Genomic DNA, 15,742 nt, shown 5'->3' on the forward strand with positions numbered 1-15,742 from the left:
AAGGGCGACAAGGAGAGCGGAGGCGGAGATGGCGGAGATGGCGGGCACGGACCCGATCACGGTGATGGTGGTCGACGACCACCCGATCTGGCGCGACGGCGTCGCCCGCGACCTCGCCGAGGCCGGATTCGACGTGGTGGCGACCGCCGACGGGGTCCGCGCCGCCGGCGCCCGCGCCAGCGCCGTCCAACCGCGGGTCGTCCTGATGGACATGCAGCTCCCCGACGGCAATGGCGCGGACGCCACCGCCGAGGTGCTGCGCGTCTCGCCCCGCACCCGCGTGCTGGTGCTCTCCGCCTCGGCCGAACGCGACGACGTCCTCGACGCCATCAAGGCCGGTGCCACCGGTTATCTGGTCAAGAGCGCCTCGGCCACCGAACTCCTCGACGCCGTCCGCGCCACCGCCGCCGGGCAGGCCGTGTTCACCCCCGGCCTGGCCGGTCTGGTGCTCGGCGAATTCCGGCGCATCGCCAATACCCCCGCCGACCGCGACGAACCGCACCGCCCCGCCCTCACCGACCGCGAGACCGAGGTGCTGCGCATGGTGGCGAAGGGCCTGTCCGCCAAGCAGATCGCCACCCGGCTGGGGCTGAGCCACCGCACCGTCGAGAACCACGTGCAGTCCACCCTGCGCAAACTGCAATTGGGCAATCGGGTGGAGTTGACCCGGTACGCCATCGAACAGGGTCTCGACGAGTAGGGGGAGTGGATCAGGGATTGCCCTGATGCGCCGACGGCCCCTACCGGCCTAGCCTCGAAGGCATGGGAGGTCCTGAAGCGGTTTCCGCGATCGCTACCGGCAACGCCGTGATCGGCGACCGGGATCTACGGGTATCTGATGTCGAACGCGAACATGTCGGCCGGCTGCTGCAGCGCGCGGTGGGGCTGGGCATGCTGTCGCTGGGGGAATTCACCGAGCGCATGGACACCGCGCTCGCGGCCAAGACCCGCGGCGAACTCAATACGGTGCTGGTCGATCTGCCGGGCATCCGGCTCGTCGGGCAGCCCACCCAGGCCCCGGCGCCCGCGCCGGGCTTCCACCAGGGTCCACGCTATCTGCACCAGCCGCAGCGCTACGCGGCCGCGCAGCGCATGCCACAGGCCATGCCGGGCAATGTGATTCGCGCCCGGCTGTCCAGCGTCGAGCGCAAGGGCGCCTGGCAGGTGCCGCCGGCGCTGATGATCAACAGCCTGCTGGGCAGTGTCCGCCTGGACTTCACCCAGGCCGTGATGTCCACCCAGGTGGTCGAGATCCACGTCAACGACACCTGCGGCTCGCTCGAGCTGATCGTGCCGCCCGAGGCCACCGTGGATATGAACGCCATCGATCTGATCGCCTCCAGCGCCGAGACCAAGGTCCGCACCGGCCCGCCCCTCGGCCCGCTGCACATCATCGTGCACGGCACGCTGCGCTTCAGCTCGGTCAAGGCCAAGCACCCCTTCGGGACCAACTGGAAGCGGTTCCTCAACGGGGCATGAGCGCGCGTGCGCCGGTATGGTCACCCCCATGGTGGAAGGCGTCGAGGTTCCGGAGGCAGTGCATCGATCCGGCGGCGGCGAACCGCTTCTGCTGCTGCACGGCGTCCTGCTGACCTGGCAGTCCTGGGGCGCGGTGCTGGACGACATGGCCGCCGACCACGCCGTGGTGGCACCCACGTTCCCCGGCCACTGGGGCGGGCCCGCGGCCGCCCGGCCCGCCACCGTGCGCGCGCTGGTCGACTACTGCGAACGGCTGCTCGACGAATCCGGTTGGGACACCGCGCATATCGCGGGCAACTCGCTGGGCGGCTGGGTCGCCCTGGAACTCGCCGCCCGCGGTCGGGCCCGCTCCTGCACCGCCATCGCACCCGCCGGGTTGTGGCGCGCACCGGCCGCCGCGGACTCCCTGCTGCGCAAGTTCCGCGCCTTCGGCCCGCTCATCGGCCTGGGCCCGGACCGGCAGCCGACCATGCCGACCCTGCTGCGCAGCCTGTTGCTGCCGCTGCTGGCGAATCGTCCTGCCGCGGTGCCGAATCCACTGGCCAAGGCGATGACCGCGGCCATCACCGAATGCGCCATCGTGGACGACCTGGCCGAGGATCCCGCGCTCCCAACGGGTTTCACCGGACTGGCCGAGCTGGACGTCCCGACCACGATCCTGCTCCCCGCGCACGACCGCGTCCTCCCGCCGCACGTGTACGCCCCGCTGACCGCCACCCCGACCCTCGAGGTGCGCCCGCTCCCCGACCTCGGCCACGTCCCCATGCTCGAGGCACCGGACCTGATCACCGCCGAGGTGCGCGCCACCATCGCCCGCGCGGCGGCCACCGTGCGCCCCGCGTGACGCGGCCCACCCCGATTCACGTAGTAATCGCGGGTGGCCCGGGTGGTTCTACTCATGTGAGCCGACGCCCGGGTCGAGAGTATGGCGGACATGAATCTCGCCATCGATCCTCGCCTGATCGCGCGGCTGTCGACTGAATTCACCTCGCTCAGCGAGCACCTGAACGTCCTCGGCCGCGACCTCGAAACCCTCCGCTGCCAGGTCGTCGCCGAAAACGCCCGAACCGCTCAGCAGCCGACCCCGCCCCCAGCGCCCGTCGCCACACCCGAGGCGACGGGCGCGACCATGCCCACAGTGCCGTCCGGTGGCGCGCCGACCGCGTGGAATCCGTTCCCGGCCGCGCAGACCGCCGGAACCGGCCAGAATCCGCCGCCCGCACCGGCTCCCGTACCACCGGTCCCGACCGCCGCGGCACAACCCCAGGCCACCGGCGGGCCCTGGCAGGCCCAGCCGGTCGCGCCCGTCGGTGGCTGGCGACAGCCCACCTACCAGCCCACGCCACGCTTGCCGCAGCAGCGGAATCGCGCCTACGCCAGGCCGATTCGCACGCCGTGGTGGCAGCGCGAAGGCATCATCAGTCGGGTGCTGGCCGTCGCCGGGGTCGCGGTGACGCTCATCGGCGTGGTCATGCTGCTGGTGTTGGCGGCGCAGGCCGGATTCTTCGGTCCGGTGCCCAGAGTCGTTGCGGGCGCGCTGTTCTCGGGTGCGCTCGTGGCCATCGCCACCCGCGTCGCCGCGAAGGCGGGCGGCAAGGTCGGGGGAATCGCGTTGGCGGCCACCGGTATCGCAGGGGGATACCTGGATGTGGTCGCGGTGACCTCGATCTACCACTGGCTGAATCCGGTGGTCGGGTTCGTGGTCGCGCTGGGGATCGCGGCCGGGGGCGTCGCCCTGGCGATGCGGTGGGGCTCGCAGGCCCTGGCGGTGCTGGTGGTGCTCGGCGCGGCGCTGCTGGCCCCGTTCGTGAGCACCGAGTTGGTGGTGCTGCTGGGCTTCCTCATCGTGTTGCAGATCGCCGCTCTCCCGGTGCAATCGGTGCGCGACTGGCCGGTGCTGCACCTGGTGCGCACCCTGCCGGCGGCACTGACCACGCTGCTCGCGGTGGCGGCCACGGCCCTGACCGGTGACGACACCTCGGTGCTGCGGATCGAGTTGCTCGCCGCCGCCAGTGTCATCGCGGTCGCCGGGCTGGCGGGCGCGGTCCTCGCCGGACGGCAGCGGGCCGGGGATGTCACGGCCAGTCTGAGCTTCGCCGCCGCGACCCTGCCCCTGCTCGCCGCGCCGGTCATGTTCGACCGCACCGGCTCGATCCTCGTCTCCGCGTCCTTCGCGGCCGTGCTGCTGGTCACCGCGGCCCTGCCTTGGATCCCGAAACTGGGTGGTGCGCTGCGGATTCCGGGCCACTTGGCGGTGGTATCCGGCCTGGCCGGTGCGTTCGCGCTGCTGGAAGCGTGCCTCGGAATCTCGCGGGTGCAAACCCTGCCGGTGGCCCTGTCCGTGGTCGCCATGGGCTTCCTGGCGGTGGCCGGTCAGCAGCGGTCGCGGGTCGCGGGGGCGCTCGGCGCGGCCTACGGCGTGCTCGCGGGCATGACCTTCTGCTACCGCGCCGATCCGGGCACCCTCGCCGGACGGACGGAAGCCGAAGCGCACCTGGGCATTTCCACCGCGCTGTCGGCGCTGATGATCCTCGCGGTGCCGGCGGTGGCGGGCTGGTGCGCGCGCCGACTCGGCCTGCTGGATCGGGAGTCCAATGCCACCGTGCTGTCGGTGTTCGCGGGTCTGGTCGGGTTGTACGCGGTCACGACGCTGACGGTCTCCCTCGGCGTCGCCACCGGCAACCCGGACGGTTTCCGGGCCGGGCACGGCATTGCCACCGTGGTCTGGATGGCCACCGCGACCGGTGCCCTGCTCTACGGCCTGCGCAGCCTGTCGCGGACCCCGCAGCGCGCCAAAGTCGCTCTCGCCGCGGGACTTCTGGTCACCGCCGCTGCTCTGGCCAAGCTGTTCCTGTTCGACCTGGCGACCCTGGACGGGCTGCTGCGGGCCGGCGCGTTCCTCGTCGTCGGCGTCCTGCTGCTCCTGGTCGGCACCCGTTACGCGCGGGCCTTCGCCGACATGGACACCCGGACACCGACCGCGTAAGCCACGTCGGTCAGCGAAAAACGAAGGCCCGGCCGAGAATTCGGCCGGGCCTTCGCGGTGTCGAGATCAGTCGCGATTCTGGCGACGGAGCAATTCGTTGACGCTGACCTGGCGGCCCTCACCGCCCCGGTGCTTGGCGTCCTCCTCGGGCTTGGGGCGGCGGCGCGCGGAGCGCAGGTCCGACATCCAGCCCTCGATGCTGCTGCGGTTGCCGCCCTGCGGCTGCTCCGGCGCGGCGTGATGCGCCGGATGGTCCTCCGGGGCACCGGCTTCCGCGGTCGGCTCGGCGGCCTGCTCGGTTTCGGGCGGCTGCGGCTGGTACAGCTGGGCGCGCGTCGCTGGATGCGGCGGGAGCTTGGGTGTGGGCGGCGTCGACGGGGCGGCTGGGGCGGGCGGCAGCACGCGCCCGGAGCCGACCACGGGGGCCTGCTGATCCGCCGCGGGCGGTGCGGGCTCGGAGACCGACGGCAGCCCGGTCGGCTGGGCGGGCGGCGGGAACGCGCCGTCCTGACCGCGCACGGATCCCTTACCGGGAGAAGCGAAGTCGCCGATCGGGTGCGGGGCCACGGGACCGCGGGCGGGCGAGCCGGAACCGAGATCGGTGGTCGGCGCGTCGGCGGACGCCGCACCGGTGACCCGGCGCGGCGGGAGCGCACCGCCGGACTCCGCCGGGCCGCCGAGGTTGGTCAGCGGTGCGGCGGAACCGGATTCGGGTCCACGGGTCGGGGGCGTCTGGTCGGCATTGCCGGAAGTGCCGGTGCCGGAATCGGATTCGGGTGTCGGAACCAGTCCGGAGAGTGGGCTCGGGGCGGCGGTGCCGCCCGGCTTCGCGACGAAGTCCGGGGCCGGGCGCGACGAAGGCGTCACCCCGTGGCCGGGACGCGCTGTGGCGGACGGGAATCCGGGTACGGCCCGATCGGCCTCCGGAGCCGGAGCCGGAGCCGGAGCCGGAGCGGTGGTCGGCGGCTTGGGCTCGGCCCGGTCGATGCGCTGGGTCGGGGCCTCGCTGTCGATATCGACCTTGCGGCGCGGGCGCGGCTTGCGCGGCCGCGCGGGCGCGGAACCGTCGGTGACCATGGGGATCTGCATGGTGACCGGATCGGTGATCGGGGTGGTCTTGACCAGGTCGACCACCTCCCCGCCGCCGGGCCGCTCATCGTCGAGGATGGGCTCGCCCAGGCCGATCTTCTGCTGGATCTTCTTCATCCACTTGGGCGCCCACCAGCAGTCGTCGCCGAGCAGCTTCATGGTGGCCGGGACCAGCAGCATGCGCAGCACGGTCGCGTCGATGAACAGCGCCGCCACCATGCCGTAGGCGATGTACTGCATCATCACCAGGTCGGAGAAGGCGAACGCGCCGGTGACCACCAGCAGGATGAGCGCGGCCGCGGTGATGATGCGGCCGGTCTGCGCGGTGCCCGAGCGCACCGCCTCGGTCGTGCTCGCGCCCTGGGTGCGCGCCTCGACCATGCGGGAGAGCAGGAAGACCTCGTAGTCGATGGATAGGCCGTAGACCACGGAGATGATCAGCACCAGCACCGGCGACATGATCGGCTGCGGCGTGAAGTTCAGCAGGCTCGCGCCGTGGCCGTCGATGAAGATCCAGGTCAGGATGCCCAGCGTGGAACCCAGGCCGAGCGCGCTCATGAGCGCGGCCTTGATGGGCAGCACCAGTGAGCCGAAGGTGAGGAACATCAGAATGGTCGTCACCAACACCACCAGCGCGATCATCAACGGCATGCGCTCTTCCAGCGCGTTGATGGAGTCGGCCTGAATGGCGGGCTGGCCGGTGACCATGACCTCCGCGTCGTCGGGCACGTCCATGGCGCGCAGCGCGGCGATGGCCGCGTTGGCGTCCGCGCCCTTCTCGAGGCGGCCCTCGGACACCCAGACATTGGAGCCGTTCGGCGGCTTCTGCGTCGGGATCTGGAACTTACCGGTCGAAGTCAGGCCCGGCGTATCGGCATTCGCCTCGCTGATGATGGGCCCGACATTGCGGCTGTTGTCAGTCACGATGACCAGCAGCAGCGGATCCGACTTCCGCATCGGGAAGACCTCGTCGAAGTGCTGCTGCGCGAGGCGGGTCGGATTGTCCGGCGGCAGATAGGTTTCGCTGATGCCGCCGAAGGCCAGGTTCTTCACCGGGATGATGAGCAGCAGCAGGCCGACGGTGATCGGAATGGCCACCTTGAGCGGGTGCTTCATCACCCACGCGGTGAGCTTGCCCCAGAAGCCGTTCTCGATCTCCTCGGTGCTCTTGGTCTTGCGGAACCACTTGAGCCCCAACGCGTCCACCCGCTTGCCCAGGATGGACAGCAGCGCGGGCAGGATGGTGAGCGCGGACAGCGCCGCCAGCGCGACCGTCGCGATGGTGCCGTAGGCGACCGACTTCAGGAAGCCCTGCGGGAACAGCAGCATGCCCGCGCTGGCCGCGATGATCATGGTCGCGGAGAAGACAACGGTGCGTCCCGCGGTCATGATGGTGCGCCGCACCGCCGATTTGGTGTCGTACCCGTCGGCGATCTCCTCGCGGAAACGGCTCACGATGAACAGGCCGTAGTCGATGGCCAGGCCCAGGCCGATCATCGAAACCACCGGCGAGACGAACGAATTCACCTCGGTGAACTTGGTGATCCCCATGACGATGCCATTGGCGCCGACCACGGTGAGACCGCCGATGATGAGCGGCAGCGCGGCCGCGACAATGCCGCCGAAGATGAAGAACAGCAGGATCGCGACCACCGGGATCGCGATGACCTCCATGCGCTTCTGGTCCTGGGCCATGGTGTCGTTGAGCGTGCCCGCGATCGGCACCATGCCCGCGACCTCGGCCTTGACGCCCGGAATGCTCAAGTCGTTCTTGATATTCCGGTAGTTGCGCATGTTCTCGGTGTCGTTGTTGCCATTGAGCGCCAGCGTCGCGAAGGCGTGCTTGCGGTCCGGGCTCGCGGCCTGCGCGACCTGCGTGCCGGTGTCGAGCTTCCACGGCGCGAAGACCACTCCGGAGATCTCGGGATGTTCCTTCGGCAGGCTGTTGAGCTTGTCGATGACCTTCTGGCTCCAGGCCGGATCATCGATGGTCTGGCCGTCCGGCGCGGTGAACAGCATCACGATGTCGCTGCCGTGATCGCGCCCGTAGACCTGGTCGCGCAGCTGCGCGGCCGCGGTGGACTGCGAGGTGGGGTCGTCCCATCCGCTGGAGCTGAGATGGTCCTCCAACCCGAAACCGAACGCGCCGAGTGAGAGCAGTGCCGCCACAACCACACCCAGAACGGTGTATCGCAGCTTGTAGACCAGGTCGCCCCAGCGGGTGAACACTAAGCGACTCCTTGAGCGGGGCGGGAGGTGAGCAGGGCCGACAGCGGCCGGAACGGCTGCAACCAGGCTCCCTCGTCGGGCAGCGAGTCGAGGCTGACCCGGGGCAGCGGTTCACGGAACACGCCCGGGATGTCCTCGAGGTCGATGAACTCGAGAATATCCGACGTGACGGCCCAACTCGCGTGCTCGCGGAAACCCAGCACCTGAACAGGCACGCCGGAGGCGGCGATCTCCTCGAGCGGCGCGCGGAACGCCTGCCCGTCGGCGGAGGCCACCATGATTCCGGCCAAACCGGCTCCGCGACGGCGCAACTCGATATGGGCCAGCATGTCGCTGTCCACGTCGGAGTCCTCGTCGATCTTGGGTTTGGCGAAGACGGCGTAGCCGACATTGCGCAGCGCCTCGACCCAGGGTCGCACCACATCGGCGGTGCCGGGGGCGATATTGGTGAAGACGGTGGCCTCGGGTTCGACCCGGGTCTTGCTGCCCACCGACAGTTCCGCGGTGCGGGCCAGCAGCCAGCGGCCCAGCGCGTCGAAGCGCGGGCGATAGGCGGCGGTCGGGCGACCGCCGAGGATCGCGCCGAGGCCCATGTCGAGGTTGGGCGCATCCCAGACGAGCAGGACGCGGCGCACATCGGTGGCGGTGCCGCCCAGACCAACAGTGGCGGTGCCGCCGAGGCCCGCGGTGCCCGATAGTTCGGTCGACGGGGTGCCGTGCATTATTTCGGCAACTTCCGTGACCTCGGGGGCCATCTCACTGACGCTCATGATTCGATCTTCCCCCAGATGAACTCGGTGATGGCGCTACCCGCGCGGAGTCCTTTGTTTTCGAACTTGGTAATCGGACGTTCGAAACCAATCGGTGCCTTGGTTCGATAGGCCTCCGGGTCCCCGCCCGTGGGCTCGTTCATGCCGATGAGCTGCGGTTCCGCATTTCCGTAAAGCGCGATCCACTCCGCGTAATCGGCATGATCGGTAGCGACATGCAACACGCCGCCCGGAATCAAGCGAGTCGCGATGAGTGCGAAGGTCTCCGGCTGCAGCAGCCGTCGTTTGTGATGCCGCGCCTTCGGCCAGGGATCCGGAAAGAACACGCGAACCCCCGTCAGCGATTCGGGAGCAATCATATTTTCCAGGACATCCACGGCATCGCCGCGCAGCAGTCGAATGTTCTCGATGCCCTCGCGCTCGACGCGCTGCACCAACTGCGCCAGACCCGGCTTGTAGACCTCGATGCCGATCAGATTGAACTGCGGCTCGGCCTGCGCCATGGCCGCGGTGGCCGTGCCGGTGCCGCAGCCGATCTCGATGATGAGCGGGGCCGAGCGCCCGAACCAGGCGTCGGCGTCCAGCTTTTCGTCGGAGACGTCCTTGCCGATCCGCGGCCACACCCGATCCCAGGCATCCTGCCGCGCCGGTGACACCGCGCCGCGACGAGCACGGAAGCTGGTGACACGGGGGTAGAGGCGGTTGCCGCCCGGCTGGCCGGGAACAGGCTCGGCGGTGTGGTTCGCGGCGTCGTTCACGGCGTCCATTGTCCAGTATTGGATGATTAGCGCAGCAATCGACCAGGGGTTGCGGCGAGTGCGAACACTCAGGCTGCCAGGCCCGACACCTCGTCGGACGCCGGTGCGGCGGGCGCGCGCAGGGGCAGTCCGAGCGTGACTCGCATTGCGGTAGTTGCCATTTCCACCATGCCGCGCCAGTGCGTCGGGGACAGTGCGACCGACCAGACGGTCTTGGTTGTGGGTTCGGTAAGAGTTCTCCCGGCCAGCCGATCGGCGAGCCAATCCAGGCTCATCGGGGTCGCCAGCGGCAGCAGCGAGAAATGCTCGCTGAGTCGATCACGGACGTACCAGACCGCCGCGCCGCCCGCCCGATACCGCTGCACCTGACCGTCGATGCCCGCGACGTCGATGACCTGGTCGTGCACGGGCTGGATCACCAGCACCGGACAGGTGGGCGCGCGATTGCCCAGGCGCAGATCGTCGAACATGTCCTCGAGGTCCGGCAGGATCTCCACCAGCGGGCGCGACAGGTAGTCGTCCATGCGGCGGCCGACCAGCAGCGGCAGCACCGCGATCGGGCCCAGACTGCGCGCCCGGTCCAGCAGCCGACGGCCCTCGGGCGTGAAATCGCGCCGGACCACCTCGGCCATGGCCGGATACACCTGCCGCAGTGCGGCGATCACGATCGCGGGGAAGCCCGCGAACGAGCTGCCGTCCAGTTTCAGGAAGACGTGGCGCGGATCACCCACCGGCGCGCCCAGCACCGCGCCGACGATGGACAGCTCGGGCGCGTACTCCGGGGCCATCTCCACCAGCCACGAACTGGCCATGCCGCCACCGGAATAGCCCCACACCGCGACCCTGGTGTCGGCGCGCAGGCCCAGCGGGGCGAAACGCAGGGCGGCCCGAATGCCGTCGAGCGCACGGTAGCCGGGCTCCCGCGCGACACCGAAATTGCCTTGCGGCCCTTCATGATCGGCGATGCTGACGGCCCAGCCGCGGCGCAGCGCGCCCGCCACCAGCATCCACTCCAGCTGGGTGATCGAGCCGGGCGAGAGCGCGCCGCGGCGCAGGGCGTAGGAGGGCGCGCAGCGATCGGTGACCGCGTCCATGGCGGTCTGGAAGGCCAGCAGCGGGCGGTCGGGGTCGGGGGCCGCGCCCGCGGGGAGCAGCACGGTGGTGATGGCGACTTCGGGCTTTCCGTGTAGATCCTGGCTGCGATAGAGCAGCTGCCACGCGGTCACGTGCTGCGGCACCAGGCCGAAGAGAGCGATCTCCACCTCGCGGTGCCGCAGGATGGTGCCGGGTGCCTGGCGCGCGAAGCCGCGCGGCGGGTGGAAGAACGGATCCTGACTCGGCGGCAGCGGCCTCCCGCGCTCGCGTGCGCCACCGTGCCCGGGTGTGTCGCCGTGTCCAGGCGTGCCGCCCGGCCCGAATGTGCCGTTGTACCTGGCAGTGTCGCCGTGCCCGGCTGTCTCGCCGCGGCTGGATGTGTCGCTGCGTTCGGGTGCCGGTGCGAGGGCGACCCGCGTGGGCATGTTCGGTATGGTGCGGCGGACCCGTTTCGGCCGCGGTGTCTCGGATCTTCCGATGACGTCGGCATTGACGGTCATCGCTACCTCCCCTCGTCGCGGCGGCCGTGGACCGAGAGGGATCGCCGCAGCCGTGCATCGGCGCTGGTGCCGACCGAATCGCCAGAGTAGGCCGTTCGCGGGTGTCTGTGAAGAGCCGTCGCAGCGAATTGTGCTGGCGCACAGAAGAACCCGGAGCGGTCTGTTCTCACCGCGCGACCTGCGGGTTTGTGATGTGAAACCCCCACGCGCCCAGCGGGTTCCGGCTAGGCTGCCCGCGTGCCGGTCGGGCGATCTCCGCGCATCCAGGTGACGGGCCGGGCCCGCGCGGGCAAAACCACCCTGCGACATGCGCTGTCGCTGCTCACCGCCGAAGAAACCCGACCGGTCGACCAGCGCGGGCAACCGTGCCCCGTCCTCGACGCCGACCTACTCCTCTATGTCCTCCCGGGCACCGCCGACCGCGCCGACCGCCGCCTGCTCGCCACCCTGCCCCCGAACCGCACCCTTGTCGTCCTCAACAAGGCCGATGCCATCGGAACCCGTTGGTCCGATGCGGCGACCATGGCCGAGAACCTGCGGTCCGACCTCGGATTCGCCACCTTCCCGGTGGTCGCCGTCCTGGCCGCCCGCACCCGCTCGGGCCTCCTCACCGACACCGATCTCCACACCCTGCACCGCCATCGCGACCGCGCGGACCCACCCCTGACCCTGTCCCACGACCTGTTCACCGCCTCGAACCTCGCCTCCGATCCCGAAGCGCGCCAAGCCCTCCTGGACCGCTGGGACCTTTACGGCGTCTCCTGCGCCCTCACCGCCCTCCGGCACGACCCCGCCCTGGGTGCGCGAGCCCTGCTGCAGATCCTCCACTGCGCCAGCGGGATAGACCGCCTCCATCACGAAATCCATCGCCGCTACACGGCGATCGCGGATCCGGCCCCGCCCAAGTCGTAACCGGCCGTGGCCAAGCCGAAACCGCGCGTGAAACGAATCAGCGGTGTTGATACCCGATGACCACCCCGCCGATCCACCGCTTCCCGAACCGAAGCCGGTGGCCTCCCCGAGCCACCCGCCGACGCGCGATCCGCGCGTCCCCTCGCTGCGGCTACCACCGATAGCGGCACCGGAACCCACTGCCGCCGAGCCGGAATCCGTTGCCGCCCAGGCGGTGCCGGACCCACGCGGTGGCGGGCTGGAACTTCCACCGCTGCACCGAATGGCCCCGGGCGAGACGAATGGGCGATCCGATGCCGACGACCCTCCGCCGGGCGCGGGGGAGCGTTCCGAGGTGGTGCTGCCGCCCGGGGTGGAAGCCGTGGTGATGCGGTGGAATCCGCACGGCCTGGCACTGCTGCGGGCGATGGTCCGCCCGGCGCGGGTGTCGACCCCGACCGTCGCCCTGCTCAGCGCCGACGAATCGCATGCGCCCGCGCTGCGGGTCGAGTTCGCGCGCTTTCTTCCGCGCATCGACGTGGAGGCGATCGCCGCGCGGGCCGATCGGGTCCCCGACGAGGCCGAGCTGCAATCCGTTCGGCGCGATTCCGCACCAGTTCCGGTGGCGCTCGTCGTGCTCGAGGCGGGAGCCCTGATCGGCGAGCACCTGATCACCGAGGTGCGGCGGTTGCGCGCCGAGGGGACACGGATCGTCTTCGCGCTGGACGGGATTCACGCGCATCGCGAATGGCGGGAGGTGCGCAAGCTCGATCTCGAATTGCTGGCCGAGGTCGAGGGGGTGGGTGGGGAGGAGATCGTGCCGGTTTCGGCGCGATTGGCGGCGGTGGGGCGGGCGAGCGGGGATGCGGCGCTGGTGGATCGGTCGGGGGTGGGGCTGTTGCACGCGCGGCTGGTGGCCGCCGCGGGGGCGGGGGCGGTCGGGGATCAGGTGGCGATCGTGCGGGAGCGGGTGCTGGCCGACACCCGGCGGCGCATTCGGGCGCAGGTGGAGAAGCTGCGGGGGCGCGACGATGTGGCGGCGCTGCGGGAGGAGCGGGCGCGGCTGCTGGCGGTGAACGACGGCGGGCGCGGGAGTGCCATGGCGGTGGTGCGCAATCGCGTGCAACTGGCCCGCGTCGACCTGTTGCACGAGGTAGGGGCCCGAATTCGGGCGCTGCACACCGACCTGCGGGCCGAAATCGACGGGTTGGCGCGCGGGTCGCACGCGGAATTCTCGCGGCACGTGAGCGAATCTGTGGAAAAACTCACATGCGACATGGACCGCGCGATTCGCTTCCGGATGGGCGAATTGTGCCGTCAAGTCGAAGAATCCGTCGCGGAGGAATGGCATATATCTTTTCCGCCGCCCGCGGAACGGGGTTCGCGGTCGGTTCCGACGCCCGGGCCGCGGCTGCGGGGCGTGGAGGACCACCTGGTGATCGCGCTCGGCGCCTCGGCCGGATTCGGCCTGGGTCGCCTGGTGGCGGCCCCGCTGAGCCTGCTGCCCGCCCTCGACTACGCGATCATGCCGGTCGGTTTGGCCCTCGGTGCCGCGGCCGCCAGCTGGTTCGTGCGCGCCCGCCGGCACCTCGCCGACGGCGCTCACCTGCGGCAATGGGTCGCCGACGCACTGGTGGACGCTCGGGCGCAGCTGGAGGCGCGGGTGGCGACGGCCCTGGTCGACGCGGAGGAACGACTCACCGACGAGGTGCTCGGCAGCGCCACCGCGCGCATGGTGGAAATCGATCTGCGGGTCGGTGAATTGGAGGAGCAATTGCGCCAGGCCGCCCATCGCCGCCCCGCATTACTGCAGGCATGCGAACGTGACCTGGCCGCACTCGAATTCGCATAGTCGCAGTTCGGAGGTTTCGACCCGATACCGACTGGACAACCCGATTCCGTATACGCCGATATGTGGCGTTAACCTCTATGGCAGGAACTAGGGCATCCGGCGCGTTCTCGTACGCACGTCCAGCCAGGACGGGCTGACGGCGAGACCGGCGGGGGCCCTGCCGCACTTGGTGGCACTCGGTGTCGCGAGCCGCGCTCCTCGGCTCGAGGCCATCGGGGCCGCCCATCTCAGGAGAGTTTTCATGACCTCAGCGACCATTCCTGGTCTTCACGATGGCACCGCGCCCACCGAGCACAAGGAACTGCTTGCCTGGGTACAGGAGGTCGCAGAACTCACCCAGCCCGACCGCGTGGTGTGGTCGGACGGGTCCGAGGAGGAAGCGGTCCGCCTCTCCGAGCAGCTGGTCGCCGCGGGCACGTTCAAGAAGCTGAACGAGAAGAAGAAGCCCAACTCCTACCTGGCGCTCTCCGATCCCTCCGACGTCGCCCGCGTCGAATCGCGCACCTACATCTGCTCGAAGACCGAGGCCGACGCCGGTCCGACCAACAACTGGGTCGACCCGACCGAGATGCGCGCCACCATGACCGAGCTGTACCGCGGCTGCATGAAGGGCCGCACCATGTACGTGGTGCCCTTCTGCATGGGCCCGCTCGGCGCCGAGGACCCCAAGCTGGGCGTGGAGATCACCGACTCCGAGTACGTCGTGGTGTCCATGCGCGTGATGACCCGCGCGGGCAGCGCCGCCCTGGAGAAGCTGGGCACCGACAAGCCGTTCGTGAAGGCCCTGCACTCCGTGGGCGCCCCGCTGGCCGAGGGCCAGGCCGACGTGCCGTGGCCGTGCAACGACACCAAGTACATCACCCACTTCCCCGAGGACCGCGAAATCTGGTCCTACGGTTCGGGTTACGGCGGCAACGCGCTGCTGGGCAAGAAGTGCTACTCGCTGCGCATCGCCTCGGCCATGGCGCACGACGAGGGCTGGCTGGCCGAGCACATGCTCATCCTCAAGCTGATCTCGCCGGAGAACAAGAACTACTACATCGCCGCCGCGTTCCCGTCGGCCTGCGGCAAGACCAACCTCGCCATGATCCAGCCGACCGTTCCGGGCTGGCGCGCCGAGACCCTCGGTGACGACATCGCATGGATGCGCTTCGGCAAGGACGGCCGACTATATGCGGTCAACCCGGAGTTCGGCTTCTTCGGTGTCGCCCCCGGCACCAACCACAGCTCGAACCCGAACGCCATGGCCACCATGGAGGCCGGCAACACCGTCTACACCAATGTCGCCCTGACCGACGACAACGATGTGTGGTGGGAGGGCCTGGAGGGCACCCCCGACCACCTCATCGACTGGAAGGGCAACGACTGGTACGAGCGCGAGTCGGAAACCCTGGCCGCGCACCCGAACTCGCGCTACTGCACCCCGATGTCGCAGTGCCCGACCCTGGCTCCCGAGTGGGACGACCCGCAGGGCGTGCCGATCTCGGCCATCCTGTTCGGCGGTCGCCGCAAGACCACCATCCCGCTGGTGACCGAGTCCTTCGACTGGCAGCACGGCGTGTTCATGGGCGCCACCGTGGGCTCCGAGCAGACCGCCGCCGCCGAGGGCAAGGTCGGCACCGTGCGCCGCGACCCGATGGCCATGCTGCCGTTCATGGGCTACCACGTGGGTGACTACCTCAACCACTGGATCACCCTCGGCAAGAACGCCGATGCCCAGGCGCTGCCGAAGATCTTCTACGTCAACTGGTTCCGTCGCGGCGCCGACGGCCGCTTCCTGTGGCCGGGCTTCGGCGAGAACTCCCGCGTGCTGGAGTGGATCGTCAACCGCATCGAGGGCACGGCCTCGGCCGAGGCCACCCCGATCGGCAATGTCCCGCACGCCGCCGACCTCGACCTCGAGGGCCTGGACGTCAACCCCGACGACGTCGAAGAGGCGCTCGCGGTGAACGTCGACGAGTGGCGCAACGAGATCCCCTCCATCGAGGAGTGGTTCGAGTTCATCGGCGACAAGCTGCCCTCGGGCCTGCGCGACGAGTTCGAGGCGCTCAAGCAGCGTCTCGGATAAGAGACAGAAAACGGCTGGCCCGCAC

At 69.9% G+C, this 15,742-nt stretch carries 11 protein-coding genes; 7 read left to right on the forward strand and 4 right to left on the reverse strand.

The features are described 5' to 3' along the window. Positions 1-28 precede the first annotated feature (28 nt). From VMT65_RS34810 to VMT65_RS34825, 4 genes are all read left to right on the forward strand, one after another. Entirely contained in the window at positions 29-700 is a 672-nt protein-coding gene (locus tag VMT65_RS34810; protein ID WP_326312912.1) for a response regulator transcription factor, read from the forward strand. Positions 701-810: 110 nt separating this feature from the next. Next, on the forward strand, positions 811-1,479 hold the full coding sequence (locus VMT65_RS34815; RefSeq protein WP_326312991.1) for a DUF1707 SHOCT-like domain-containing protein: 669 nt from the start codon (positions 811-813) through the stop codon (positions 1,477-1,479). A 28-nt stretch (positions 1,480-1,507) separates the two neighbouring features. Continuing rightward, a complete protein-coding gene (locus tag VMT65_RS34820) occupies positions 1,508-2,323 on the forward strand; it encodes an alpha/beta fold hydrolase (protein WP_326312913.1) in 816 nt (271 codons plus the stop codon). A 90-nt stretch (positions 2,324-2,413) separates the two neighbouring features. After that, complete coding sequence (locus VMT65_RS34825) at positions 2,414-4,465, forward strand: DUF2339 domain-containing protein (protein WP_326312914.1); 2,052 nt, start codon at positions 2,414-2,416, stop codon at positions 4,463-4,465. Between the two features lie 66 nt (positions 4,466-4,531). Here VMT65_RS34825 and VMT65_RS34830 read toward each other — a convergent pair whose 3' ends face one another. From VMT65_RS34830 to VMT65_RS34845, 4 genes are read right to left on the reverse strand one after another with little or no spacing between them, the layout of a single operon-like run. Beyond that, positions 4,532-7,783, reverse strand: coding sequence for an MMPL family transporter (locus VMT65_RS34830; RefSeq protein WP_326312915.1), 3,252 nt, complete (start codon positions 7,781-7,783; stop codon positions 4,532-4,534). Further along, positions 7,783-8,553, reverse strand: coding sequence for an NYN domain-containing protein (locus tag VMT65_RS34835; protein WP_326312916.1), 771 nt, complete (start codon positions 8,551-8,553; stop codon positions 7,783-7,785). Before VMT65_RS34835 ends, VMT65_RS34830 begins: the two co-directional genes overlap by 1 nt. Next, positions 8,550-9,320 carry a tRNA (guanosine(46)-N7)-methyltransferase TrmB gene (gene trmB / locus VMT65_RS34840; protein ID WP_326312917.1) on the reverse strand — a complete coding sequence of 257 codons (771 nt, stop codon included), beginning with the start codon at positions 9,318-9,320 and terminating at the stop codon, positions 8,550-8,552. Before trmB ends, VMT65_RS34835 begins: the two co-directional genes overlap by 4 nt. Before the next feature lie 59 nt (positions 9,321-9,379). Further along, positions 9,380-10,831 (reverse strand): lipase family protein, encoded by a 1,452-nt coding sequence (locus VMT65_RS34845; RefSeq protein WP_326312918.1) that lies wholly within the window; start codon positions 10,829-10,831, stop codon positions 9,380-9,382. Positions 10,832-11,143: 312 nt separating this feature from the next. Between VMT65_RS34845 and VMT65_RS34850 the strand changes: the two genes are divergently transcribed. The 3 genes from VMT65_RS34850 to VMT65_RS34860 all read left to right on the forward strand — a co-directional run bounded on the left by VMT65_RS34850 (position 11,144) and on the right by VMT65_RS34860 (position 15,717). Beyond that, positions 11,144-11,818 (forward strand): hypothetical protein, encoded by a 675-nt coding sequence (locus VMT65_RS34850; RefSeq protein ID WP_326312919.1) that lies wholly within the window; start codon positions 11,144-11,146, stop codon positions 11,816-11,818. A 43-nt stretch (positions 11,819-11,861) separates the two neighbouring features. Then, the gene (locus VMT65_RS34855; protein ID WP_326312920.1) at positions 11,862-13,649 is read left to right on the forward strand and encodes a hypothetical protein; all 1,788 of its coding nucleotides are present in this window, start codon (positions 11,862-11,864) and stop codon (positions 13,647-13,649) included. Between the two features lie 241 nt (positions 13,650-13,890). Further along, positions 13,891-15,717: a phosphoenolpyruvate carboxykinase (GTP) gene (locus VMT65_RS34860; RefSeq protein WP_326312921.1), complete on the forward strand. Its 1,827-nt coding sequence runs from the start codon at positions 13,891-13,893 to the stop codon at positions 15,715-15,717. The last annotated feature ends 25 nt before the right edge of the window (positions 15,718-15,742 follow it).

It is taken from the genome of Nocardia sp. CDC153 (genome assembly GCF_035818515.1).
Classification (GTDB): Bacteria; Actinomycetota; Actinomycetes; order Mycobacteriales; family Mycobacteriaceae; genus Nocardia.